This window comes from Rhodococcus sp. X156 (genome assembly GCF_004006015.1).
Taxonomy (GTDB): Bacteria; Actinomycetota; Actinomycetes; order Mycobacteriales; family Mycobacteriaceae; genus X156.
In genome coordinates this window covers 3,630,921-3,653,130 of the sequence record NZ_CP034766.1, presented here as the reverse complement: position 1 = coordinate 3,653,130, position 22,210 = coordinate 3,630,921, and the positions used below count along the sequence as shown (strand labels likewise).

Annotated in this window: 21 protein-coding genes; 15 read left to right on the top strand and 6 right to left on the bottom strand. The window is 71.2% G+C overall.

Translation table 11 applies throughout. From position 1 onward, the window contains the following. Complete coding sequence (locus tag ELX43_RS17235; protein ID WP_127784492.1) at window positions 1-771, bottom strand: deoxyribonuclease IV; 771 nt, start codon at window positions 769-771, stop codon at window positions 1-3. A 195-nt stretch (window positions 772-966) separates the two neighbouring features. On the opposite strand from ELX43_RS17235, the gene ELX43_RS17230 reads away from it, so the two are divergent. The 6 genes from ELX43_RS17230 to dnaB all read left to right on the top strand — a co-directional run bounded on the left by ELX43_RS17230 (window position 967) and on the right by dnaB (window position 5,728). Then, window positions 967-1,965, top strand: coding sequence for a hypothetical protein (locus tag ELX43_RS17230; protein WP_127784491.1), 999 nt, complete (start codon window positions 967-969; stop codon window positions 1,963-1,965). A gap of 151 nt (window positions 1,966-2,116) precedes the next feature. Continuing rightward, window positions 2,117-2,440 carry a 30S ribosomal protein S6 gene (gene rpsF / locus ELX43_RS17225; protein ID WP_127784490.1) on the top strand — a complete coding sequence of 108 codons (324 nt, stop codon included), beginning with the start codon at window positions 2,117-2,119 and terminating at the stop codon, window positions 2,438-2,440. A gap of 47 nt (window positions 2,441-2,487) precedes the next feature. Next, entirely contained in the window at window positions 2,488-3,021 is a 534-nt protein-coding gene (locus tag ELX43_RS17220; RefSeq protein ID WP_127784489.1) for a single-stranded DNA-binding protein, read from the top strand. A 67-nt stretch (window positions 3,022-3,088) separates the two neighbouring features. After that, entirely contained in the window at window positions 3,089-3,325 is a 237-nt protein-coding gene (gene rpsR, locus ELX43_RS17215) for a 30S ribosomal protein S18 (RefSeq protein WP_127784488.1), read from the top strand. 14 nt (window positions 3,326-3,339) lie between these two features. Further along, window positions 3,340-3,795, top strand: a complete 456-nt coding sequence (gene rplI / locus ELX43_RS17210; protein WP_127784487.1) for a 50S ribosomal protein L9 — start codon at window positions 3,340-3,342, stop codon at window positions 3,793-3,795. 541 nt (window positions 3,796-4,336) lie between these two features. Further along, window positions 4,337-5,728: a replicative DNA helicase gene (gene dnaB / locus ELX43_RS17205; protein WP_127784486.1), complete on the top strand. Its 1,392-nt coding sequence runs from the start codon at window positions 4,337-4,339 to the stop codon at window positions 5,726-5,728. A 13-nt stretch (window positions 5,729-5,741) separates the two neighbouring features. On the opposite strand, the gene ELX43_RS17200 is transcribed toward dnaB, so the two are convergent. Next, window positions 5,742-6,443: a FadR/GntR family transcriptional regulator gene (locus ELX43_RS17200; RefSeq protein WP_241249416.1), complete on the bottom strand. Its 702-nt coding sequence runs from the start codon at window positions 6,441-6,443 to the stop codon at window positions 5,742-5,744. Window positions 6,444-6,716: 273 nt separating this feature from the next. On the opposite strand from ELX43_RS17200, the gene ELX43_RS17195 reads away from it, so the two are divergent. From ELX43_RS17195 to uvrA, 5 genes are all read left to right on the top strand, one after another. Beyond that, window positions 6,717-7,694: an ABC transporter substrate-binding protein gene (locus ELX43_RS17195; RefSeq protein ID WP_127784484.1), complete on the top strand. Its 978-nt coding sequence runs from the start codon at window positions 6,717-6,719 to the stop codon at window positions 7,692-7,694. A gap of 23 nt (window positions 7,695-7,717) precedes the next feature. Then, on the top strand, window positions 7,718-8,623 hold the full coding sequence (locus ELX43_RS17190; protein WP_127784483.1) for an ABC transporter permease: 906 nt from the start codon (window positions 7,718-7,720) through the stop codon (window positions 8,621-8,623). 42 nt (window positions 8,624-8,665) lie between these two features. After that, window positions 8,666-9,472: an ABC transporter ATP-binding protein gene (locus tag ELX43_RS17185; RefSeq protein ID WP_127784482.1), complete on the top strand. Its 807-nt coding sequence runs from the start codon at window positions 8,666-8,668 to the stop codon at window positions 9,470-9,472. Between the two features lie 33 nt (window positions 9,473-9,505). Further along, window positions 9,506-10,798, top strand: a complete 1,293-nt coding sequence (locus ELX43_RS17180) for an amidohydrolase/deacetylase family metallohydrolase (protein WP_127784481.1) — start codon at window positions 9,506-9,508, stop codon at window positions 10,796-10,798. A gap of 108 nt (window positions 10,799-10,906) precedes the next feature. Further along, a complete protein-coding gene (uvrA, locus tag ELX43_RS17175) occupies window positions 10,907-13,384 on the top strand; it encodes an excinuclease ABC subunit UvrA (protein ID WP_127784480.1) in 2,478 nt (825 codons plus the stop codon). A 39-nt stretch (window positions 13,385-13,423) separates the two neighbouring features. Here the strand turns inward: uvrA and ELX43_RS17170 are convergent, their stop codons facing one another. Beyond that, a complete protein-coding gene (locus ELX43_RS17170; RefSeq protein WP_127784479.1) occupies window positions 13,424-14,086 on the bottom strand; it encodes a lipocalin family protein in 663 nt (220 codons plus the stop codon). A 161-nt stretch (window positions 14,087-14,247) separates the two neighbouring features. Between ELX43_RS17170 and ELX43_RS17165 the strand changes: the two genes are divergently transcribed. Next, the gene (locus ELX43_RS17165) at window positions 14,248-14,535 is read left to right on the top strand and encodes a putative quinol monooxygenase (protein WP_127784478.1); all 288 of its coding nucleotides are present in this window, start codon (window positions 14,248-14,250) and stop codon (window positions 14,533-14,535) included. A 9-nt stretch (window positions 14,536-14,544) separates the two neighbouring features. On the opposite strand, the gene idi is transcribed toward ELX43_RS17165, so the two are convergent. Next, complete coding sequence (gene idi / locus ELX43_RS17160) at window positions 14,545-15,102, bottom strand: isopentenyl-diphosphate Delta-isomerase (RefSeq protein WP_127784477.1); 558 nt, start codon at window positions 15,100-15,102, stop codon at window positions 14,545-14,547. 46 nt (window positions 15,103-15,148) lie between these two features. On the opposite strand from idi, the gene ELX43_RS17155 reads away from it, so the two are divergent. Further along, window positions 15,149-16,558 (top strand): deoxyribodipyrimidine photo-lyase, encoded by a 1,410-nt coding sequence (locus ELX43_RS17155; protein ID WP_241249400.1) that lies wholly within the window; start codon window positions 15,149-15,151, stop codon window positions 16,556-16,558. A gap of 35 nt (window positions 16,559-16,593) precedes the next feature. Beyond that, window positions 16,594-17,229, top strand: a complete 636-nt coding sequence (locus ELX43_RS17150) for an alpha-ketoglutarate-dependent dioxygenase AlkB (protein ID WP_127784476.1) — start codon at window positions 16,594-16,596, stop codon at window positions 17,227-17,229. Between the two features lie 28 nt (window positions 17,230-17,257). Here ELX43_RS17150 and ELX43_RS17145 read toward each other — a convergent pair whose 3' ends face one another. Further along, window positions 17,258-18,856: a hypothetical protein gene (locus tag ELX43_RS17145; RefSeq protein WP_127784475.1), complete on the bottom strand. Its 1,599-nt coding sequence runs from the start codon at window positions 18,854-18,856 to the stop codon at window positions 17,258-17,260. 183 nt (window positions 18,857-19,039) lie between these two features. Here ELX43_RS17145 and ELX43_RS17140 point away from each other — a divergent pair, with 183 nt between their 5' ends. Then, window positions 19,040-20,440, top strand: a complete 1,401-nt coding sequence (locus ELX43_RS17140; RefSeq protein ID WP_164860690.1) for an MFS transporter — start codon at window positions 19,040-19,042, stop codon at window positions 20,438-20,440. Here the strand turns inward: ELX43_RS17140 and ELX43_RS17135 are convergent. Then, the gene (locus tag ELX43_RS17135) at window positions 20,427-22,121 is read right to left on the bottom strand and encodes a PucR family transcriptional regulator (protein ID WP_164860689.1); all 1,695 of its coding nucleotides are present in this window, start codon (window positions 22,119-22,121) and stop codon (window positions 20,427-20,429) included. The genes ELX43_RS17140 and ELX43_RS17135 overlap by 14 nt on opposite strands. Between the last annotated feature and the right edge of the window lie 89 nt (window positions 22,122-22,210).

Genomic DNA, 22,210 nt, shown 5'->3' with positions numbered 1-22,210 from the left:
TCAGTCCAGCACGCTGTGCAGGTACTCCAGGTCGGCGGCCATGCCTGCGCTGGGCGTCTCCAGCACCACCGGCGCCTGTGCGGAGCGGCAGACCGCGGCGAGCACCTCCGGCTCGATGGAGCCGGCGGCGATGTTGGCGTGGCGGTCGCGGGCGGAGTTGAACTCGTCGCGGGAGTTGTTCAGGTGCACCAGGTCGATGCGGCCGGTGATGGCCCGCACCCGGTCCACCGCGTCCACCAGGTCCTCCCCGCCCGCCCAGGCGTGGCAGGTGTCCAGCACGAAGCCGGCGCCCAGGCCGCCGACGGCGTCCCAGAGCCGGGCGATGTCGTCGAAGCGCCGGGCCATGGCGTTGTCCCCGCCGGCGGTGTTCTCGATGAGCACCGGCACGGCGAAGCCCCCTGCGTCGTTCTGACGCTCAAACATCTTGCGCCAGTTGGCAAAACCCTCGGCGGGGTCCTCGCCCTCACGGACGTGCCCGCCGTGCACCACCAGCCCGAAGGCGCCGATGGCCGCAGCGGCCTCGGCCTGCTGGGTCACCGCCTTGCGGGAGGGGATGCGGATGCGGTTGTTCAGGCTGGCCACGTTGATGACGTAGGGGGCGTGCACCACCACCTGCACGTCGCTGGCCAGCAGCGCCTCGGCCTGCGGGTGCGGCGTGGGCTTGTGCCACTTCTGCGGGTCGGTGAGGAACAGCTGCACGACCTCGGCACCGAGCTCGGTGGCGGTACCGATGGGGTCGCTGTCGTTGCGGACGTGAGCACCTATGCGCATCGCCCCAGCGTAGGGTCCCTGTCCGCCAACGACCGTCACCGGCCCGGCACCCGGTCGTTAGACTCACGACAGCAGCTGTGCGGTGGGTCACCTACAGTTGCCCATGTGGGTGCGGTGCTCCGGTCACGGGGACGCCGCACCGTCGGGCGTGGTGCCGTACCGGGCGCAGCGCACGCGGGACGTGAGGAGCACGGCATGCGGGGACTTTCCAGGGCAGCAGCGGTCACCGGACTCGTGGGGGTGTGCGCCACGGGACTGTCCGTGCTGGGCGCAGGCACCGCCGCGGCCGCTCCCGCCGACGTCGCGGTGGAGAGCTGCACCGTGCCGGTGCAGGCCAACCCCGGCGACCGGCTGGTGGTCAGCGCCAAGACGCTGCTCGCGCCCCAGATGCAGGGCCTCAGCACCATCCCGCTGGTGGGTCCGGCCCTGGTGGACGCGCTCACCCCGGCGCTGAAGTCGCTGTCGCTGCCGCCCTTCGTCGTCTCCGCCGACCGCGCCCCGGTCACCGGCGCGCAGATCGCCGACGCACTGGTCGTCGCGATCCCGGCGATCCCGCCGCCCGCGGTCCAGCCGCTGCGCGACGCGATCAGCAGCGCCTGCACCCTCACCGTGGTCCCGCCGGGGCCGGTGCAGACCCCTGAGGCCGTCCCCAGCGCCGCCGCGGTCGCCGCCGCTCCCGCCGCTGCCGGCCCGGTCCCCGGCGCGGTGGCCCCTGGCGCCGGCGTCGCACCGAACACCACCCAGACGGCCGGCTCCGCCTCCACCGCCGCACCGGCGGGGCAGAGCAGCTACGGCCGGGTGCCCCGCTACACCTACAACGACCTGACGGCCGTGCCCTCGGGCGGCGCCGGGTACACCGTCGGTGTCGCCCCGACCCTGCCGCCCAAGTCCCTCAGCGGCTACGGGCTGCCCGCGCTGCCCAGCCTGGGCGTGCCCGGTGCGGCGCAGGCCCCGGGCCTGGCCCCGCAGACCGACCTGCTCCGCCCCGGGGCCGGTGCGGCCACCAGCCAGGCCCAGCCCCCTGCGGTGCAGCCCGCCTCCTCGGCCAGCGTCGTCACGGCGATGCCCACCGTCCCCGCGGCCTCCACCAAGGTCCCCGCAGAAGCCGTCGTCGCGGCCCTGCTGCTCTCCCTGACCACGGCCGCCGTGGTGCGCACCTGGGTGCTGCGACGCACCGCTCCGCTGCCCGCCTGAGACACCCGCTCCAGCCAAACAGCCCCCTACCCAGCGATTTCGCTGGTCAGGGGGCTGTTTGCTACCCTTGCTCGGTTGCTGACGCAACGACCCTCCTGCCGCGGAACCGCCGCGGCCGAATTCACTAGTCCACAGGAGGTGCAGAGGTCCTATGCGTCATTACGAGCTCATGGTCATTCTCGACCCGAACCTGGACGAGCGCACAGTCGCTCCGTCCCTGGATACATTCCTCAACGTTGTTCGCAAGGACGGCGGCTCGGTCGAGAAGGTGGAGGTCTGGGGCAAGCGCAGGCTCGCCTACGAGATCCTCAAGCACGCCGAGGGCATCTACGCCGTCGTCGACATTGCCGCCGAGCCGGCCACCGTCACCGAGCTGGACCGTCAGCTCACCCTGAACGAGTCGGTGCTCCGTACCAAGGTGCTGCGGAACGAGCCCAAGAAGGTTCGACCGAAGGCAGTGCGCACCGAGAGCTGAGCCTCCCGCTCAGCGCTTGTGCCACTCCCACGACTCCAGGAGGACCCATGGCAGGCGAGACCAACTTGACGATCGTCGGCAATCTCACCGCCGACCCCGAGCTGCGCTTCACTCCCTCAGGTGCGGCGGTCGCCACCTTCACGGTGGCGTCCACCCCCCGCAAGTTCAACGCACAGACCAACCAGTGGGAAGACATGGACGCACTGTTCATGCGCTGCAACATCTGGCGTCAGGCTGCGGAGAACGTCGCTGAGTCACTGACGCGCGGTTCCCGGGTCATCGTCTCCGGACGGCTGCGCCAGCGGTCGTTCGAGACGCGCGAGGGTGAGAAGCGGACCGTCGTGGAGCTCGAGGTCGACGAGGTCGGCCCGTCGCTGAAGTACGCGACGGCCAAGGTCAACAAGGTCAGCCGGGGTGGCGGCGGAGGCGGCGGCGGATTCAGCTCCGCACCGTCCGGCGGAGGCGGCGGCGCAGCCAACGACGACCCGTGGGGCTCCGCCCCGCAGACGGGCTCGTCCGTGGGCGGCGGCGGCGGTTTCGGTGGCGCGCGCGGCGGCTCGGACGACGAGCCTCCCTTCTGATCGACACGCAGGAATTACCCCGCCGCGTGCGGGGTCCCAGGTTTGAGATAGAGACCGGAGAAGATCCATGGCCAAGGCGCCAGTTCGCAAGGTGAAGAAGAAGGTGTGCACCTTCTGCAAGGAGCGCACCGCTCACATCGACTACAAGGACACGACGCTGCTGCGCAAGTACATCAGCGACCGCGGGAAGATCCGCGCGCGTCGGGTCACCGGCAACTGCACCCAGCACCAGCGGGACGTTGCCGTGGCCGTCAAGAACGCCCGTGAGGTAGCGCTGCTGCCCTACACGTCCACCGCACGCTGAGAGGGGGAACAACGATGAAGCTCATTCTCACCGCTGACGTTCCCAACCTCGGTGCCCCCGGCGACACCGTCGAGGTCAAGGACGGCTACGGCCGCAACTTCCTGATGCCCCGCGGACTGGCCATCAAGGCCACCCGGGGTGCCGAGAAGCAGGTCGAGAGCATCCGCCGCTCCCAGGAGGCCCGGGCCATTCGCGGCCTGGACCACGCCAACGAGGTCAAGGCCGCGATCGCGGGCCTGGACTCGGTCACCCTGCCGGTGCGTGCCGGCACCAAGGGCAAGCTGTTCGGCTCGGTCAGTGCCGGCGACGTCGCCGGTGCCGTCAAGGCCGCCGGTGGTCCCACGCTGGACAAGCGCACGATCGAGCTCCCCGCGTCGCACATCAAGACCGCGGGCAAGCACAGCGTGAAGGTGCACCTGCACCCCGAGGTGACGGCTGAGCTCGTCCTCGAGGTCACTGTCGCCAGCTGATCCACCCGCTCTGCAGAGCCCCCAGGCGATTGCTCGCCTGGGGGCTCTGCGCGCGTTGGGGGCGGTGCTCGGGCCCGACGGCAGTTAGCGCAGCGTGAAACTTGATCACCGTGTGCAGATGGCCTGGTCAGGCGTGCCTGTGGGTAACTTTGCCGTGCCGGACCGTTTCCGGGAGTCGACACGCCCGACCTGTCAACCCCCACGACACGCCGTGCCCAGAAGTAATCCACATCTGCCAACAGGCTGAAAACGGCGCTGACCTGCGGGTTGGGTGAGAACTTTCTTGTCTGTCCACAGGTTGTCCCCAGGGGGTGCACACCAACGCGCCCGCCCGTCCCCAACTTGTCCACAGGTGCGTGCACAGGGTCGATTGATGTTGTGTCTTCAGGCTCCTAACGTCTGCACGTCACCGCCACGGTGTGCACCGCCCAGCGCGGTGGCGCCGGCGTGAAGGCGACGTTCCTGACGGTGCGTCGCGGTAGGAATCCCTGCGGAAGCTCGCAGGGCTGAGCTCATGAGCAGAAGGTCAGGTGAGGTGCCCGTGGCGCTGGTTGATGATCGAGGACGGTCGCTGTCCTCGGCGCCACAGGAGTCGACGCCGTCGGAGGACTTCGGTCGGCAGCCGCCCCAGGACATGGCGGCCGAGCAGTCGGTGCTCGGCGGCATGCTGCTGAGCAAGGACGCCATCGCCGACGTGCTGGAGGTGCTCACCCCGGAGGACTTCTACCGGCCGGCCCACCAGTCCGTGTACGACTGCATCCTGGACCTGTACTCCCGGGGTGAGCCGGCCGACGCCGTGACCGTCTCGGCCGAGCTGGAGCGCCGCAACGAGCTGCGCCGGGTGGGCGGGGCCCCGTACCTGCACACCCTCATCGCCACCGTCCCCACCGCGGCCAACGCCGGCTTCTACGCCGCCATCGTGGCCGAGAAGGCGATCCTGCGCCGGCTGGTGCAGGCGGGCACGCGCATCGTGCAGTACGGCTACGCGGGCGCTGACGGCCAGGACGTGGCCGAGGTCGTCGACCGCGCCCAGGCCGAGGTCTACTCCGTCACCGAGCGCAACACCAGCGAGGACTTCGTCCCGCTGGAGGAGCTGCTGCAGCCGACGATGGACGAGATCGACGCCATCGCCAGCCGGGGCGGGATGTCCAACGGCGTGCCCACCGGGTTCACCGAGTTCGACGCCATCACCAACGGCCTGCACCCGGGGCAGATGATCATCGTGGCCGCCCGCCCCGGTGTCGGAAAGTCCACGCTCGGCCTGGACTGGGTGCGCTCGTGCTCCATCAAGCACGGCATGCCCAGCGTCATCTTCAGCCTGGAGATGAGCCGCACCGAGATCGTGATGCGGCTGCTCTCCGCCGAGGCGCAGATCAAGCTGGGCGACATGCGCTCGGGCAAGATGACCGACAGCGACTGGACCCGGCTGGCCCGCCGGATGGGCGAGATCAGCGAGGCGCCGCTGTTCATCGACGACTCACCCAACCTCACCATGATGGAGATCCGCGCCAAGGCGCGGCGGCTGAAGCAGCGCCACGGCCTCAAGCTGGTGATCGTGGACTACCTGCAGCTGATGAGCTCGGGCAAGAAGGTGGAGTCCCGCCAGCAGGAGGTCAGTGAGTTCTCCCGCCACCTCAAGCTGCTGGCCAAGGAGCTCGAGGTGCCCGTGGTGGCCATCTCCCAGCTGAACCGTGGTCCCGAGCAGCGCACCGACAAGAAGCCGATGGTCTCCGACCTGCGCGAGTCCGGCTCGCTGGAGCAGGACGCGGACATGGTCATCCTGATCTACCGCCCGGACGCCTTCGAGCGCGACGACCCGCGGGCGGGCGAGGCCGACCTGATCCTGGGCAAGCACCGCAACGGCCCGCTGGCCACCATCACCGTGGCCCCGCAGCTGCACTACTCCCGCTTCGTGGACATGGCCCGCGGCTAGGACTGGGGGGTGCTCAGGGGTGGTGCGGGGCAGCCAGCGCGCTGAGCTCGCGCACGTCCTGCAGGTGTCGGGTCATGGCCGCAGCTGCTCCCGGTCCGTCCTGGCTCAGCACCGCGGCGAAGATGGCCCGGTGGCCGTCGACGGAGATGCGTCGTCCCAGCGCCGTCCGGTGGGACAGCGCCCGGGTGGGCTCGGTCCAGGTCATCGTCATGGAGCACAGCGCCACCAGGAGCGGGTTCTGCGCTGCGTGCGCGAGCAGGCTGTGGAACTCGACGTCCAGCTGGATGGACGCCTCAGGCGTGAGGTCCGCCCCGGACCGGGTCAGCACGCTCTCCAGCGCCACGAGGTTGGACTCGACGGCGCGCAGGGCAGCCAGCTCGGCGATTCCCGGCTCCACCAGGTCCCGTACCTCGCTGGCGTTGCCGATCTGCACGTCCAGGTCGCTCAGGCTGTCGTAGAGCTGCGCCGTGCCTCGTGCGGGCTCGGCCACGATGCTGCCGCGACCTTGGTGGCGCTCCACCAGCTTCTTGGACTCGAGCTCGAACATCGCCTCCCGCAGCGACGGGCGGGAGACTCCCATCGTCGCGGCCAGCTCCCGCTCCGGAGGCAACCGGTCGCCCGGGCGCAGCTCTCCGCTGACGATGAGCCGCTCCAGGTGGGCGGCGACCTCTGCGCTCACGCTGTGGGTGCGACGCACCAGCGGAGGCACTGACACCGGGGTCATGGCAGGCGCCCTGCGTGAAGTGCCATGCGCACCATCCGTTCTCTCTGGTCTGACCAATCATTCCTGGGCACCGGGTGCCGCGCAACCACCGAACAGCTGTGGGCGAAGCACGCCAGGGCGGTGGAACACCCAAACCGCGGCATTGCGGGCTGGTTAAACACCCGTTACGTTCGCCGGTTCCCCCTGTTCGGCGGTACGGCCGAGCCATAACGTGCTCCGTGTCCGGTGGTCGGACCAATCGACGCCCGAGCAAAGGAACCTACGATGACCCGCACCCTCAGTCGCCTCCTGGTGGCCCTGATCGCCGTGCTTGCTCTGGGCTCGTCCATGACCGCGTGCATCTCCTCACCCGGAGGTACCGCCGCCAGCGATCCGAACGCCGTGAAGGTGGGCACGCTGCGCGGCCAGCCGCACCTGTACCAGCCGTACTTCATGGAGCAGTTCGCCCCGGAGGGGACCAAGTACGAGATCGTCCTCTTCGACAGCTCGCCGGACATGAAGAACGCACTGGCCTCCGGCTCCATCGACTACGCCGTGATGGGTGCGCCGTCGGTGATCGCCGCGGTTGCTGCCGGGCAGGACCTGCGGATGGTGGCCTCGGCCGCCAACGGGGGCTCCGGCTTCGTCGGCAAGTCCGAGATCGCCTCGGTGAAGGACCTCAAGGGCAAGAAGATCGGCTTTCCCGCCGGTGCCTCGCAGGAGCTGCTGCTGCGCCTGACGCTGCAGGCCAACGGGCTCGACCCCAGCCGGGACGTGCAGCTGGTGAACCTTGCCTTCTCCGACATGGCCACCGCCTACAAGTCCGGTCAGATCGACGCGTTCCTCAGCGCGGAGACGGCGCCCTCCATCGTCATGCAGTCCGGGGCGAAGCAGATCACCTCGCCCTACGAGACCGCGATCGGCGGCGTCAACATCGTGTTCGCCACCACTGGCACCGTCACCGGCAAGGACCCGAAGCTGGCGCAGGCCGTCGTGGACAGCTTCACCAAGGCGGTGGACCACATGAACGCCAACCACGCTGCCTGGGTCGACGGGCTGGTCAGCACCTTCGGCGTGGACCGCACCGTCACCGAGACCGCGATCAAGAACATCACCCCCCGCTGGCAGCTGGACACCGCCTACCGCGCCCAGGTCGGCGCCCTGGCCGAGCAGATGGTCGCCTTCGACCAGCTCTCCGGGGTCCCGGACATGGCCAAGGTCTTCGACACCACGTTCGTGGACGCGATCCAGGCGGCGCGGTGACCCCCGCCAGGACGGAGACGGACATGACCGCCTCCGGTGACCTGACCCCAGCCGCCCAGCTCGCCGCGACTGGGACCGCGCCCTCGCGACCGGCGGCCGCCACGGGAGCGCGCCGCGGCAGCGGGCTGCGTCGACGGCTGGCCGCCACGCTGTGGGCGCTGCCGGTGCCGCTGGTGCTGCTGCTGCTGTGGGACCAGGGGGTGAGCGGTGGGTGGACGCTGCCCTTCGGCATCCAGATGGAGTTCGTGCCCAGGCCCTACGACGTGGCCCGGCGGCTGGCGGACCTCGCGCTCGGCGGCGTCATCAACGACTCCTACAGCGGGGTGCTCTGGCTGCACCTGTACGCCAGCACGTTGCGGGTGGTGCAGGGCTTCCTCATCGCCGTGGTGATCGCGGTGCCGCTGGGCATCGTGATGGGCCGCTCCCGGGTGGTCTACCGGATGCTCGAGCCGACCATCAACCTCGTCCGTCCCATCCCCGTGACGGCCTGGGCGCCGCTCGCCCTGCTCATCATCGGCTTCGGCGACCGCTCGACCATCTTCCTGGTCTTCCTCGCCTCCGTGTTCTCCGTGCTGCTCAACACCATCTCCGGCGTGCAGGCGATTCCCGAACGGCTCTTCGAGGCCGCGGCGATGCTGGGCACCCGGCCGGTGCAGACGCTGTACAAGGTGGTGCTGCCTGCCGCGATCCCCAGCATCATCGGGGGGATGCGCATCGCGCTGGGCCTGGGCTGGGTGATTCTCGTGGTCGGCGAGACCGTGGGCATCAGCACCGGGTTGGGCGCGCTCATCACGCAGGCCCGCGAACAGTCACGCACCGACCTCATCGTCGCCGTGATGATCGTCATCGGACTGGCCGGGTTCCTGGCCGACCGCCTCCTCGTCCTGCTCGTGCGGCTGGCCAGCGGCCGCCGTCCGCTCGTGCCCTAAGTCCGGGCTCGCCCCGCACCCCACCCCCCAGGGAGAAGACCCATGAAGATCTACTCCACCCGCCGTCGGCGCAACCCACCTGCGGGCATCACCATCACCGGTCTCGACAAGCGCTACGCCGGCGCGGACGACTACGCCGTCTCCGGGGTGAACCTCGACATCGGTACCGGGGAGCTGGTGTGCGTCATCGGCGCCAGCGGATGCGGGAAGTCCACCCTGCTGCGAATCCTGGCCGGCTTCGAGTCCGCCACCAACGGGACGGTGAGCGTCGGCGGTGAGGTGGTGACGGGGCCGGGCCCCGAACGGGGGGTGGTCTTCCAGGACTACGGGCTGTTCCCCTGGCTCACCGTGGCAGAGAACGTCGCCTACGGGCCCAAGCAGGCGCGGATGCCCCGAGCGGACGTCAAGGCGACCACCACGCGCTCCATCGAGGCGGTCGGGCTGACCCGGGTGGAGAAGTGGTTCCCGCACCAGCTCTCCGGTGGCATGCAGCAGCGCGTCGCCATCGCCAGGGTGCTGGCCAACCAGCCGTCGGTGCTGCTGATGGACGAGCCGTTCGGTGCGCTCGACGCCTTGACCCGCACGACCATGCAGACCGAGCTCACGCGCATCCACAAGGAGGCCGGGGTGACCATCGTCTTCGTCACCCACAGCATCGAGGAGGCGGTCTACCTGGCCGACCGGGTGGTGGTGATGGCCGGCGGTTCCTCGCACGGGAACTCCGGGTACGTGCGCGAGGTCGTGGAGATCGACCTGCCGGGCAAGCGGGACGTGACCTCGCCGAAGTTCAACGACTACAAGCGCACCCTCGACGCGCTGGTCCACCAGGGCAACCACGCTGCGGCCTGACCAGCCCGACACCACATGTCAGGAGAGCAACAGATGCCCCTCACCGATGAGCACAGCGCCGGTCCGTACGACACCGTGCTGCGCGGCGGCCACGTCATCAGCCCAGCCTCGGGGCTGGACGCGGTGCTCGACGTCGGGATCCGCGGCGGTCGCATCGCCGCGATCGGCGCCGACCTGGCAGGGGTGGCGGCCACCGAGGTTGCCGACGTCCGCGGCACGCTGGTGCTGCCTGGCCTGATCGACACCCACGCGCACGTGTTCGAGCACGTCTCGGGCCGGTTCGGCCTCAACCCGGACGTGGTGGGCGTGCGCTCCGGGGTGACCACCGTGGTCGACCAGGGCGGACCGTCGTGCATGACGTTGCCGGGCTTCCGGCACTTCATCGCCGAGCCTGCGCAGACGCGGGTGCTGGCGTTCCTGTCGGCCTACCTCGTCGGAGGGCTGGAGGGGCACCTCTACGACCAGCTGTACAGCCCGACGGGCGTCAACGTGCAGGCCACGGTGGCGTCGGCGGCAGCCAACCTCGACCTGGTGCGCGGGATCAAGGCACACGCCGAGATCGGTGGCTTCGCCCGCTGGGGCATCGAGGTGATCGAGCTGGCCGCGGACATCGCCCACCAGGTGGGGCTGCCCCTGTACGTGCACTTCGGCCAGCTGTGGGGGCTGCCCGCGAGCGGGGCCAACGGGGAGGACGCGGACACCATCGTGGAGCGGGTCATCCCGCTGCTCAGGGAGGGGGACGTGCTGGCCCATCCCTTCACCCGGCACCCCGGCGGCTTCGTCAACCGCGATGGCGAGGTGCACTCCGTCATCCGGGCGGCGCTGGATCGGGGGCTGAAGGTCGACGTGGGTCATGGCAGCCACTTCTCCTACCGCCTGGCGGCCAAGGCCCTGCGGGCCGGCATCGTCCCGCACACCCTGGGCGCGGACATGCACGGCTACAACACCGAGGTTCCAGCCCCGGCCGGGACCCCCGTGGAGCACCCGGACGAGGAGAACCACCCGTTCCTGGGTCAGGCCCGGTTCAGCCTGACCCAGGCGATGAGCTCGATGCTGGCGCTCGGGCTGTCACTGCACCAGGTGGTCGAGATGGTCACGGCCAACCCGGCGGCGATGCTCGGCATGAGCGACCAGCTGGGATCGCTCGCCGTGGGCAGGGGCGCCGACATCACCGTGCTCCGCGACGAGCGTGGCTCGTTCCGCCTGCAGGACAACGACGGCACCGTGGTGACCACCGACCGGTTGCTGCAGCCGATGTTCTGCCTGCGTGACGGAGTGCGCGTGGACGCCGACTCGCCGATCCTGCCGCAGGCCGTCCCGGCATGAACGCGGAGCCGGCCTTGACCAGCTGCTGGGCGGTGTTCGGCAGCTAGCCACGTTCAATCTCACAGCGATCAAGGTGCGCGACCGTCCGCAAGCGGTTACACACAGGGTGTGCACCCAGACCCGAGCGATCCTTTCGTCCACGTGCGCGGAGCCAGCGAGCACAACCTCAAGAACATCGACGTCGACCTGCCCCGCGACGCGCTGGTCGTCTTCACCGGCGTCTCCGGCTCCGGCAAGTCCTCCCTGGCCTTTGGCACGCTCTACGCCGAGGCGCAGCGCCGCTACTTCGAGTCGGTGGCGCCCTACGCACGTCGGCTGCTCCAGCAGGTCGGCGCCCCGCACGTGCAGGAGATCACCGGTCTGCCGCCGGCGGTGGCGCTGCAGCAGCGGCGTGGTGCCCCCAGCGCCCGCTCGACGGTGGGCACGCTGACCACGCTGTCGAACCTGGTGCGGATGCTCTACTCGCGCGCCGGCACCTATCCGGACGGTGCCTCGCGGCTGGAGGCGGAGGCGTTCTCGCCGAACACCGCAGCGGGGGCCTGCCCGCGCTGTCACGGGTTGGGGGTGGAGCACGACGTCAGCGAGGAGCTGATGGTCCCGGACACCTCGCTCAGCATCCGTGAGGGCGCGATCGCCGCCTGGCCCGGTGCCTGGCAGGGCGCGAACCTGCGCAGCATCGTGGCCGGTCTGGGGATCGACGTCGACGCCCCCTGGCACACGCTGAGCGCGAAGGACCGCAACTGGCTGCTCTTCACCGACGAGCAGCCCAAGGTGCTGATCAAGCCCGAGCGCGACCGCATCGACCACGGCTACTACGGGCTGTTCTGGAGTGCTCGCGCACACGTGCACCACGTGCTGGCCACCTCCAAGAGCCAGATGATGCGGGACAAGGCGCTGCGCTTCGTCCGCAGCGTCGGGTGCTCGGGCTGCCATGGTGCCGGGCTGCGGGCGGAGTCGTTGGCGGTGACCTTCGCGGGGATGACCATCGCGCAGACCAACGCGTTGTCGTTCACCGAGCTGGTCGCGCTGCTGCGCCCGGTGGCCGAGCTCACCGAGGTTGCCGCGGCGACCTCCTCGGCCAGCTCGGGGGAGGGCACCGAGGTCGCGGTGCGCATCTGCGCCGACCTGGTGGCCCGGGTGCAGGTGCTGCTCGAGCTGGGGCTGGGCTACCTCTCGCTGGGGCGCAGCTCCACCACGCTCTCACCCGGTGAGGCGCAGCGGCTGCGCATCGCCACGCAGCTGCGCTCCGGCCTCTTCGGGGTGGTCTACGTCCTCGACGAGCCTTCCGCGGGCCTGCACCCCGCCGACGCCGAGCCGCTGCTGGACGTGCTCGACGCGCTCAAGGGCTCGGGCAACTCCCTGTTCGTCGTCGAGCACGACCTCGACGTGGTGCGCCGCGCCGACTGGATCGTCGACATCGGCCCGGAGGCCGGCGAGCGCGGGGGGCACGTGCTCTACTCCGGGCCGGTGGCAGGCTTGGAGCACGTCGAGAGGTCGATCACCGGAAAGCACCTCTTCGGCCGTGCGGAGCCACTTCAGCGTCCCCAGCGCACGCCCCACGGGTGGCTGCGCCTGCATGGGGTCAGCCGGCACAACCTGCAGGACCTCTCCGTCGACGTGCCGCTGTGCGTGCTCACCGCCGTGACCGGGGTGTCCGGCTCGGGCAAGTCGACGCTGGTCAGCCAGGTGCTCGCTGAGCTGGTGCGCCGCCGCCTCGGCCAGGCCCCCGACGAGGAGGGCAGCGAGCTCGAGGTCGACGTCGACGACGCCATCGGCCTGGAGTCCTTCGATCGGCTCGTGTGCGTCGACCAACGCCCGATCGGGCGCACGCCGCGCTCCAACCTGGCGACCTACACGGGCCTCTTCGACGCGGTGCGCAAGCTGTACGCGGCGACCCCGGAGGCGCGCAAGCGTGGCTATGGCGCCAGCCGCTTCTCCTTCAACGTTGCCGAGGGTCGCTGCAAGACCTGCCAGGGAGAGGGCTTCGTCTCCGTCGAGCTGCTCTTCCTGCCCGGGACCTATGCGCCGTGCCCCACCTGCCACGGCGCGCGCTACAACGACGAGACTCTCGAGATCGACCACCGCGGCAAGAACATCGCCGACGTGCTGGCGCTCTCCGTCGACGAGGCGGTCGAGTTCCTGGCCGACGTGCCCGCTGCCGCGCGCAGCCTGACCACGCTGAGCGAGGTCGGGCTGGGCTACCTGCGCCTGGGCCAGCCGGCGACCGAGCTCAGCGGTGGTGAGGCCCAGCGAATCAAGCTGGCGACCGAGCTGCAGCGTGCCCGCCGCGGGCACGCGCTGTACCTGCTCGACGAGCCCACCGCGGGCCTGCACCCCGCCGACACCACCCTGCTCCTCCGCCTGCTGCACCGGTTGGTGGACGCAGGCAACACCGTGGTGCTCGTCGAGCACGACCTCGACACGATCGCCAGCGCCGACTGGGTCATCGACCTGGGCCCCGGCGGTGGGGACCAGGGCGGGTGCGTGGTGGCCGCAGGCACTCCGGAGACGGTGGCCCGGGCCGAGGGCAGCGCCACGGCGCCTTACCTGCTCACCCGGCTCGCGGCCCACGAGGCTGACCGGTAGCCGGGCGGGCCCGAATCGGCGCGGGTCAGGCCCCCGCGGTCAGCGGCCGGACGGGTCGAGCGTGCACAGCGGCTGCGCGGTCTGCAGGCCACCGGTGGTCACCGTGGTGTTCAGCCGGCACGGGTCGAAGCCCGCGTCGGTCACCGCGGCGAGCACGGTGCGCCACTGCGCCTCGTCCAGTGCGGGGGTGCGCGACAGGACGAACCCGGTGCTGCGGTCGGGCGAGCCCACCAGCGCCCAGGTGTAGTCCTCGTCGAGGGTGTCGGGGCTGTGGGCGGCCACCACGTAGTTGGTGCCGCCCAGGAACACCGGCTGGTTGAACGCAGCCAGGAAGGTCACCTGCAGGGCTCCGGTGGTCACCGGGTCACTCACCCGTGCGGTGCCCTCGATGGGCACCGGGATGCCGAACGGTCCGGCGCAGCGGTTCTGCACGCGCACGGTGCCGTCGTCGTTGAGGCTGTAGCGCGCCTGGGTGTCGCGGACGCAGAAGACGTCGAAGAACGCGGGGATGGACGCCAGCTGGTTCCAGGTGCCCAGGTAGCGGGACAGGTCCGTGGGCACCGGTTGCAGCGGCCCGGGCGCCTGGGTCTGCACTGGAGCCGGGGCCGCGGCGGCGGTGGCGAGGCCGCCGCTCAGCACGGCGCCGAGCGTGGCGGTAGTGAGGGTGGCGGCGGTGAGCGCCCGCCGGATCTGTGCACGCATGGTCGGCCTCCAGGTCAGTGTCCGGCAGAGTCACCTGGTCTTCGCCGCACCCGCGCCCCCCGGTTCGCCGGGCAGTGGTTGACGCCCCCTGCGTGGTCGGCTGTACTCCGAGCGTCTGCTTGTGTCCCTGCGCCACTCGACGTTCGCCGAAGGAACCGCCCATGCTTGCCGTCATCGCCACCCTCACCGTCCGCGAAGGAACGGGTCCCGACTTCGAGGCCGCCATTGCCGCGCTGGGGGTGCAGGTGCGGGAGAACGAGCCGGGCAACCTGCTCTACCAGCTCACCCGGTCCAAGACCGAGCCGAACGTCTACAAGATGCTCGAGCTCTACGCCGACGGCGCCGCCGCCAAGGCGCACGGGGAGTCCGCGCACTTCAAGGAGGGCGGCAAGGTGATGGCCGGGTTCCTGGCGGCCGCGCCCGAGCTGGAGTACCTTGACGCGCTCTGACCGGGCCGGTCAGTCCTGCAGGTAGTCGCGCACCACGGCACGCTGGCGCAGCTGGGAGATCTGGGTCTGGCTCCACGCCGAGAACTCCGCGGCGCGTCGGGCGACCTCGCTGGGCAGCTCCTCCCAGCTGAGCCACACCCAGTCGTTGACCTCGTCCGGGCGGGGCTGCGGGGTGTCGCCGGTGCGAGCGAGGTACACCGGGCAGATCTCGTTCTCCACCACGCCCTGGAACTCGGCGCGGTAGCGGAAGTCCGGCAGCGCCGGGCGGATGTCGGTGACGGTGATGCCCAGCTCGTGCTCGGCCCGGCGGCGGATGGCGTCGACGTCGTCCTCGCCGGGCGCCGGGTGCCCGCACACGGTGTTGGTCCACACCCCGGGGAAGGTGGACTTGTCCAGGGCGCGCTGGGTGAGCAGCACCTGTCCGTGCGGACCGAAGACGTAGCAGGAGAACGCCCGGTGCAGCGGGGTGTGCGCGGTGTGCACCTCGCTCTTGGGCATGGTGCCGATCTCGTGGCCAGACTCGTCGAGCAGGACCACGAGCTCGACGGCGGCGGGGGCGTGACTCACGGAACCAGGGTAGAGAAGTTGCCTCCCAGCAGCACACTTGCGATCTTTGGCGCCGCCAGCAACCCTGGCCCCGGTGCAGCGCAGCGTGGACCAGGACGAGACGGCGATCGTGTGGTTTCGCCGGGACCTGCGCCTGGGTGACCTGCCGACGCTGAGCGCGGCCGCGGCCACCGCCCGCTCCTCGGTGGCGCTGTTCGTGCTGGACGACGCGTTGCTGGGTCCCGCCGGTGCCCCGCGCACCACCTTCCTCTACCGCTGCCTGCGTGAGCTGGACGCGGCGTTGCAGGGTCGGCTGCTGCTGGTGCGTGGCGACCCGGTGCAGGTGGTGCCCGAGGTGGCCAGGCAGGTGCAGGCGCGCACCGTGCACGTCAGCGCCGACTTCGGTCCCTACGGCCGCCGCCGGGACGGCGCGGTGCGCGATGCGCTGGGCGAGACCGAGCTGGTCACCACCGGCTCGCCCTACGCGGTGGCGCCCGGCCGGGTGACCAAGCCCGACGGCACGCCCTACCGGGTGTTCACCCCGTTCCGGCGGGCCTGGGCCGAGCACGGCTGGCGCCCGCCGGCGCAGACCTCGGCCGCCACGGTGAGCTGGCTGGACCCGCCCCCGGTTGCTTCGCGGTGCGCCGTCCCGGCGGACGTGGACCTGGGCGCACTCGAGCTCCCGGACCCCGGTGAGGCGGCAGCGCTGGCCCGGTGGGAGCAGTTCCGCACCGAGGACCTGCCTGGCTACGCCACCGACCGCGACCGGCCCGACCGCGACGTCACCAGCCGGATGTCGGCGTACCTGAAGTGGGGCTGCGTGCACCCGCGGACGTTGCTGCACACCCTGGCGAGCGACCACGGCGAGGGCGCCACCACGTTCCAGACCGAGCTGGCCTGGCGGGACTTCTACGCCGACGTGCTGCACCACCGGCCGGACTCCGCCCGGCGCAGCTACGACCGGCGCTTCGACGCGCTGGGCTACGACAGCGGCCCGGACGCCGAGCGGGCCTTCGCCGCCTGGCGGGAGGGACGCACCGGCTTTCCCATCGTGGACGCCGGGATGCGTCAGCTGCGCCACGAGGGGTGGATGCACAACCGGCTGCGGATGATCGTCGCGTCCTTCCTCACCAAGGACCTGCACCTGCCCTGGTGGTGGGGCGCGCGGCACTTCATGGACCACCTGGTGGACGGCGACCTGGCCAACAACCAGCACGGCTGGCAGTGGACGGCCGGCACCGGCACCGACGCCTCCCCCTACTTCCGGGTGTTCAACCCGGTGACGCAGGGACAGAAGGTGGACCCCGACGGCGACTACGTGCGCCGGTGGGTGCCGGAGCTGCGGGGCGTGCCCGGCAAGGCGGTGCACACCCTGCCCGACGGACCCCCGCCCGGCTACCCCGAGCCACTGGTGGACCACGCCCACGAGCGGCAGGTGGCGCTGCAGCGGTACGGCGCGGTCACCGGCAAGAACTAGAACACATGTTCGACTGGTTCTGCTACCGTGGATCCATGGCAGGTGCGCTGCAGTCGTCGCTGTTCGACGTCGCCGACGAGGGCCCGGTGCTCGGCGAGCTGGGTGCCGCGGTGCAGCGCCGCCAGCTCAGCCACGGCGCCTGGGTGGACGTGCTGCCCGGCTGGCTCACCGGCTCCGAGGCGGTGTTCGACCGGTTGGTGGACGGGGTGCCCTGGCGGGCGGAGCGCCGACAGATGTACGACCGGGTGGTCGACGTGCCCCGGCTGGTCTGCTTTTACCGCGACGGCGACCGGCTGCCCGACCCACTGCTGGTGCAGGCCCGCCGACGCCTGGACGCCCACTACGGTCCGGAGCTGGGCGAGCCGTTCACCACCGCGGGCCTGTGCTTCTACCGCGACGGCGCCGACAGCGTGGCCTGGCACGGCGACCGGGTGGGGCGTGGCCGCAGCACCGACACCATGGTCGCCATCCTGTCCCTCGGCGCCGATCGGCCGCTGCTGCTGCGGCCCACCGAGGGCGGTGGACCCACGCTGCGGTACTCGCTGGGCCACGGCGACCTGCTGGTGATGGGCGGCAGCTGCCAGCGCACCTGGGAGCACGCCGTGCCCAAGTCGACCCGGCCGACGGGCCCGCGGATCAGCGTGCAGTACCGCCCCGCGCACGTCCGCTGATCCACGAGCCCGCCGAAGAACCCGGGCGTCAGCCGAAGACCACCACCGCCATCACGGTGGCCACCACCAGGCCGCTCATCACCGGGATGAAGCACTTGCGGGCCAGCTCCACCGCGGGCACCCGGACGAAGCCGGCCACCGCCAGCAGCGAGGACCACGCGACCAGGGTGCCGCCGCCGGACCAGATGTTGCCCATCTGTCCGATGGCCGCCAGCGTCGGGCTGCTCACCCCGGAGGTCTCCCCGAGCGAGCCGGCCAGCGACCCGGTGAGCGGCAGGCCGGAGAAGCCGGAGCCCTCCAGGCCAGCGACCAGGCCGACCAGCAAGATGCCGAACGCGGTGATCATGGTGTTCTGCGGCAGGCTGTCCTGGGCGGAGAGCACCAGGTCGAACAGCAGCGACGGGCCCTGCGCGTCCTCGCCCAGGCTGAGGATCTGGGCGGAGAAGTCGCCGTTGCCGAGGAAGAAGAACCCAGCGATGGGCAGCACCACACCCATCGCCTTGAAGGCGAACACCAGTCCGTCCACGATGTGCTCAGCGGAGGCCTCCATGAACGTGCTGCGGTCGCGGACGAAGGCGGCGCCGAACACCATCAGCAGCGCGATGCCGCCGACCAGTGCCGCGGCGTCGCCGCCCTTGAGGTCGGTCACCGAGTCGGAGGCGCTGGCCAGCACCATGTAGATGATCAGCGCCAGGTATGCCGCCGGTACCAGCACCGCGAAGGCCTTGGCCGCCCATGGCTTGTCGACCGGGAGGATGCTGTGCCGCTCCGGTGGCATCGGCTCACCAGCCGGGGTGCCGCGCAGCGCCGGGCCGTGCCCGACCACCGGCGGCGGACCGCCGTGCCCGCCAGTACCGGCGCCGACCAGCTCTCGCCGCTCCACCGCTACCGCGGTAGACCCTTCCGCGAGCTCCTCAACCACCTCGGCGTCCGCGGTGGGCGCCCCACGCTCGGCGGTGGACTCCCACTCCTCCAGCAGCGCGTCGGAGGGCTTGCGCATCTTGCGGATCTCCATGGCATAGCCGATGGCCAGCGCGACCGCCCCGACCACCAGCGACATGACGAAGGCCCGGTCCGCGACGACGGCCGGGTCCGCCCCAGCCGCGGTGGCCGACAGGCCCGGCGCCACGCCGATCACGTAGTCCGACGACAGCGCCATGCCCTGGCCCGCGATGGCGATGGTGAAGCCCGCGGCCAGCGGCCGCAGCCCGGCCCGAATGGCCACCGGCACCAGCACCGCGCCAATCAGCGGCACCGCGGGCGTCGGCCAGAAGAAGAGCGAGATGAAGTAAGTGACGATCACCAGAGTCCAGAATGCGAGGTGGCCGTTGCGCATCACGCCACGGAATGGCGCGACCATTTTCCGGTCGGCGCCCAGCCCCTCGAGGGCGCGCAGCATTGCCGTGACCATGGCGATGATGAGAAAGATGTTGAAGAGCGAGGTGGCGGCGACCAGGCTGGCGTTGAAGATCGCGGAGAGCCCGGTGGCCAGGCTCTTCGACCAGACCAGCGCGGTGAGGAAGGTGGCCACCACCGCGGGGACCACGATGTTCTTGCGCATGACCATGGTCGCGAGGATCACCACCACCCCGGCCAGGAACACCCAGTGAGCTGCTGTCAGTTGCATCGTCGTCTCCCGGGGAAGCCCAATGTGATATTGGCGAAACTCCCTGACTTGGCTAGGCCCGTCCATGAACGATGTGCACACCCGGGTGGCCCACAAATGTGCAGCGTGCCGTAGTCCCTGCTCATGTGGTGCTGCACGATGTTTCGCAGACGTAAAAACACTGCGGCCGGCGAGAGGACGAGGGTGACGGCACGTCTCACGGCGTCTGACCAGGCGGTCTCGGCCGCCACCGGCCCCTCGCGGCGAGGGTGGCTGCTCGCCGCCCTGCTCGGCGCGACCTTCCTCGGGACGGTCAGCAACAACATCGTCAACGTCCCGTTGCGCCAGATCACCGACGACTTCGGCGCCCCGGTCACCCAAGGGGTGCTGGTGGCGTCCACGTCGGTGCTGGTGCTCGCGGTGATGATGCCGCTGACCGGGTGGGTCAGCGACCGGCTCGGGCGGCGCCGCACGCTGGTGCTCGCCCTCACCGTGCTCACCCTGGGCACGCTGGGCGCTGCCCTGGCCCCCAGCCTGCCGCTGCTGGTGGCCGCCCGGGCGGTGCAGGGTCTGGGCTGCGCGGCGGTGCCGACGGCGGTGATGGGGATGCTCTCGGCCAGCTGGCCGGAGAACCGGCGCAGCCGCGTCATGGGCGCCTGGGGCGCGGCCAACGGCATCGGCCAGGCGGTGGGTCCACCCGTCGGGGGCATCGTGTCCGACCTGTTCGGCTGGCGGGCGATCTTCGCCGGGCTGGTGCCGGTGACGGTGGGCGTGCTGGTGCTGACGCTGGTGGTGGTGCCCCAGCACGTCGGCCGCGGCGCGCGCATCGACTGGCTGGGGGCGGGGTCGCTCACCGCCGGGGTGGCGCTGCTGATGTGCGCCGCCACCGCGGCGCCCCAGGCCGGGGTGCCGCTGGCGCTGCCGCTGCTGGGCGTGGTGCTGGGCTTTGCCTCCCTGGCAGTGTTCGTGGTGACCGGGCTGCGCCGGCCCGCGCCGTTCATCGACCCGCGGGCACTGGTGGAGATCCGCTGGCTGCGCAGCGCCACCGGCGTCTTCGTGCAGCAGTCGTCGCTGGCGGCGGTGCTGGTCGCGGTGCCGCTGCACCTCACCGGCGCGGTGGGGCTGTCGGTGACCACCACCGGGCTGCTGACCTTCGCCCTCCCGCTGGTGTGGGCGGTCTCCGCGCCGTTCGTGGGCCTGCTGGCTGACCGGGTGGGACCTCGGCTGGTGCTGCGGGTCGGCCTCGGCGTGCTGGTGCTGGGCGACGTCGCCCTGGCGGTGGTCGTCGGCTCCGGGGTTCGGTCGCTGCCGGTGATCGCCCTGGTGCTGGTGGGCACCGGGTTGGGCGTCGCGCTGGTGCAGACGCCGGCGCTCACCGGCGCCACCAGGTCGCCGGCCGGGCAGCTGGGGCCCGGGCTGGGCCTGTTCAACATGATGCGATTCGTCGGCGCCGCGCTGGGTACCGCAGGGGTGGCTGCCGCCTACCCGGGGGCGCTGGGCTGGCTGTTCGGCGGCTGCGCCGTGGTGGCGGTGCTGGGCCTGGCGCTGAGCTTCGGCGGACGCGACGACCACCTGCAACCCACATCCGCGCTCAGAGTGGGCTGACCACGCGGTTGACCTCAGCGGTGGTGGTGGCCAGCAGGTCGAGGGTGTGCGCCAGCCACACCGCGAACTGGTTGTCGGCCTGCCGCAGGTCCATCCCCAGCCGCCGCGACGCCCGGTCGAGCTTGTAGAGCATGGTGTTGCGGTGGATGTGCAGGTCCCGGGACGCCGCGTTCACGTTGCCCCCGCTGGCGATGTAGGCCAGCACCACCTCTTCCATGTCGCCCACCGTCGGGTCGCGCAGCGGCGCCAGCAGGTCGGCGGCGAAGTCCCGCCCGGTGCGGCTGACGGCGACGTCCTGCAGCACGGCGTGCACCTGCAGGTCCTGGTAGCTGCACACCTCGGCCAGCCCGAGCCGGTTCTGCAGGCCCAAGGTCATCCGGGCCTCCCGGTAGCTGTCCGGCAGCGACAGCGCCCCCGTCGCGGGGCGCCCGTAGGAGACGTGCACCGGGCGCCCGGCCTGGGCCCGTCGCCCGGTGAGGTGGCGGTGCAGGGCGGCGGCGTACTCGGCGGCCTCGGCGACGCCAGCTGCGGGAGCACCCTCGGCGGCGGTGCACAGCTCGCGCACCATCACCAGCACGTCACCAACCACCGCCGCCTGGGTGTGGCGCTCCTGCTCGGGCACCAGCCGGGACGTCAGCGCGGCGAGGCTCAGCGCCTGCCCGGCCGAGCTGTCCCCGACGCCGACCACCCCGGAGGCAACCACCACCGCGAAGGTGGAGCGCACCGGCAGGCCGTAGTGCGCTGCGCGGGCGCTGAGCTCCTGCAGCGACGCGAAGTGCCCGTGCAGCAGGCCGTGCACGAAGTCGCCGCGGGCCTGCTCCTGGGCGCCGTGCACGCTGCGCAGCCGCAGCATCTCGGTGCCCACGATGGGGACTGCCTGCTCCACCAGCACCTGGTGCTCGGCCAGGTCGTGCGGGTGCGGCTCGGTGGAGGGCTCCACCAGCACCAGCCAACCGTCGTGCCGACCGCCGAGCACGATCGGGCTGAGCACGCAGGCCACCTCGCGGCCCCCGACGGTGAAGGGCACCACCCGAGGGTGCAGCTCGGCGGGGTCACCGCCCGCCCCGAGGCGCTCGGCCCGTTCCTGGAACACCTGCGCCAGCTGGCGGGGCTCCACCATCCGTGGGTTGGCCTGCTCCATGGCCACCAGGGCGCCGGTGGCGTCGAGCACCGCGACGGGGCACTGCGACATGCGCGACATCTGGCTGCACAGCGCCGGCAGCTCGGCCCCGCGGTAGAGCAGCTCGGCCAGGGCGCGGTGCACGCTGAGCCCGTAGCGCAGCACGTGCGTCTCCCGGGCCAGCGTCAGGTCGGCGACCAGCCGGTTGACCGCGGCGAAGGAGACGGAGTCGGCGGTGGTGACCAGCGGCAGCCGGGCCGCCGCGGCGGCATCATCCGGGCCGGGTTGGTGCCCGTCCACCAGCAGCGCCGCCGCACCCCGCTCGGCCAGCGCGGTGGCCACCGCGTCCAGCCCACCGTAGCTGGGGATCTCGTGCTGGGCAGCGTGCACCAGCACCCCGTCGAGGCGGTCGTCGCGCTGTGCCGCGACCGCCCAGGGCACCACCCACTCCAGCGCGACCGTGGTCTCGTGCGGACCGGGGTGCCAGCAGGTGCGGCGCAGCACCGGCTCCTGCAGCAGTCGGGCCAGGGTCAGGACGTCTTCGTCGTGATGGTGCGGCACGGCTGGCTCCTCTGGGACAACATCCGCGCGACGCCCACCGCCGGCGGGTCCGGCGTGCGGGGGGCCACGAGGGTCAAACTTCCGGAAGC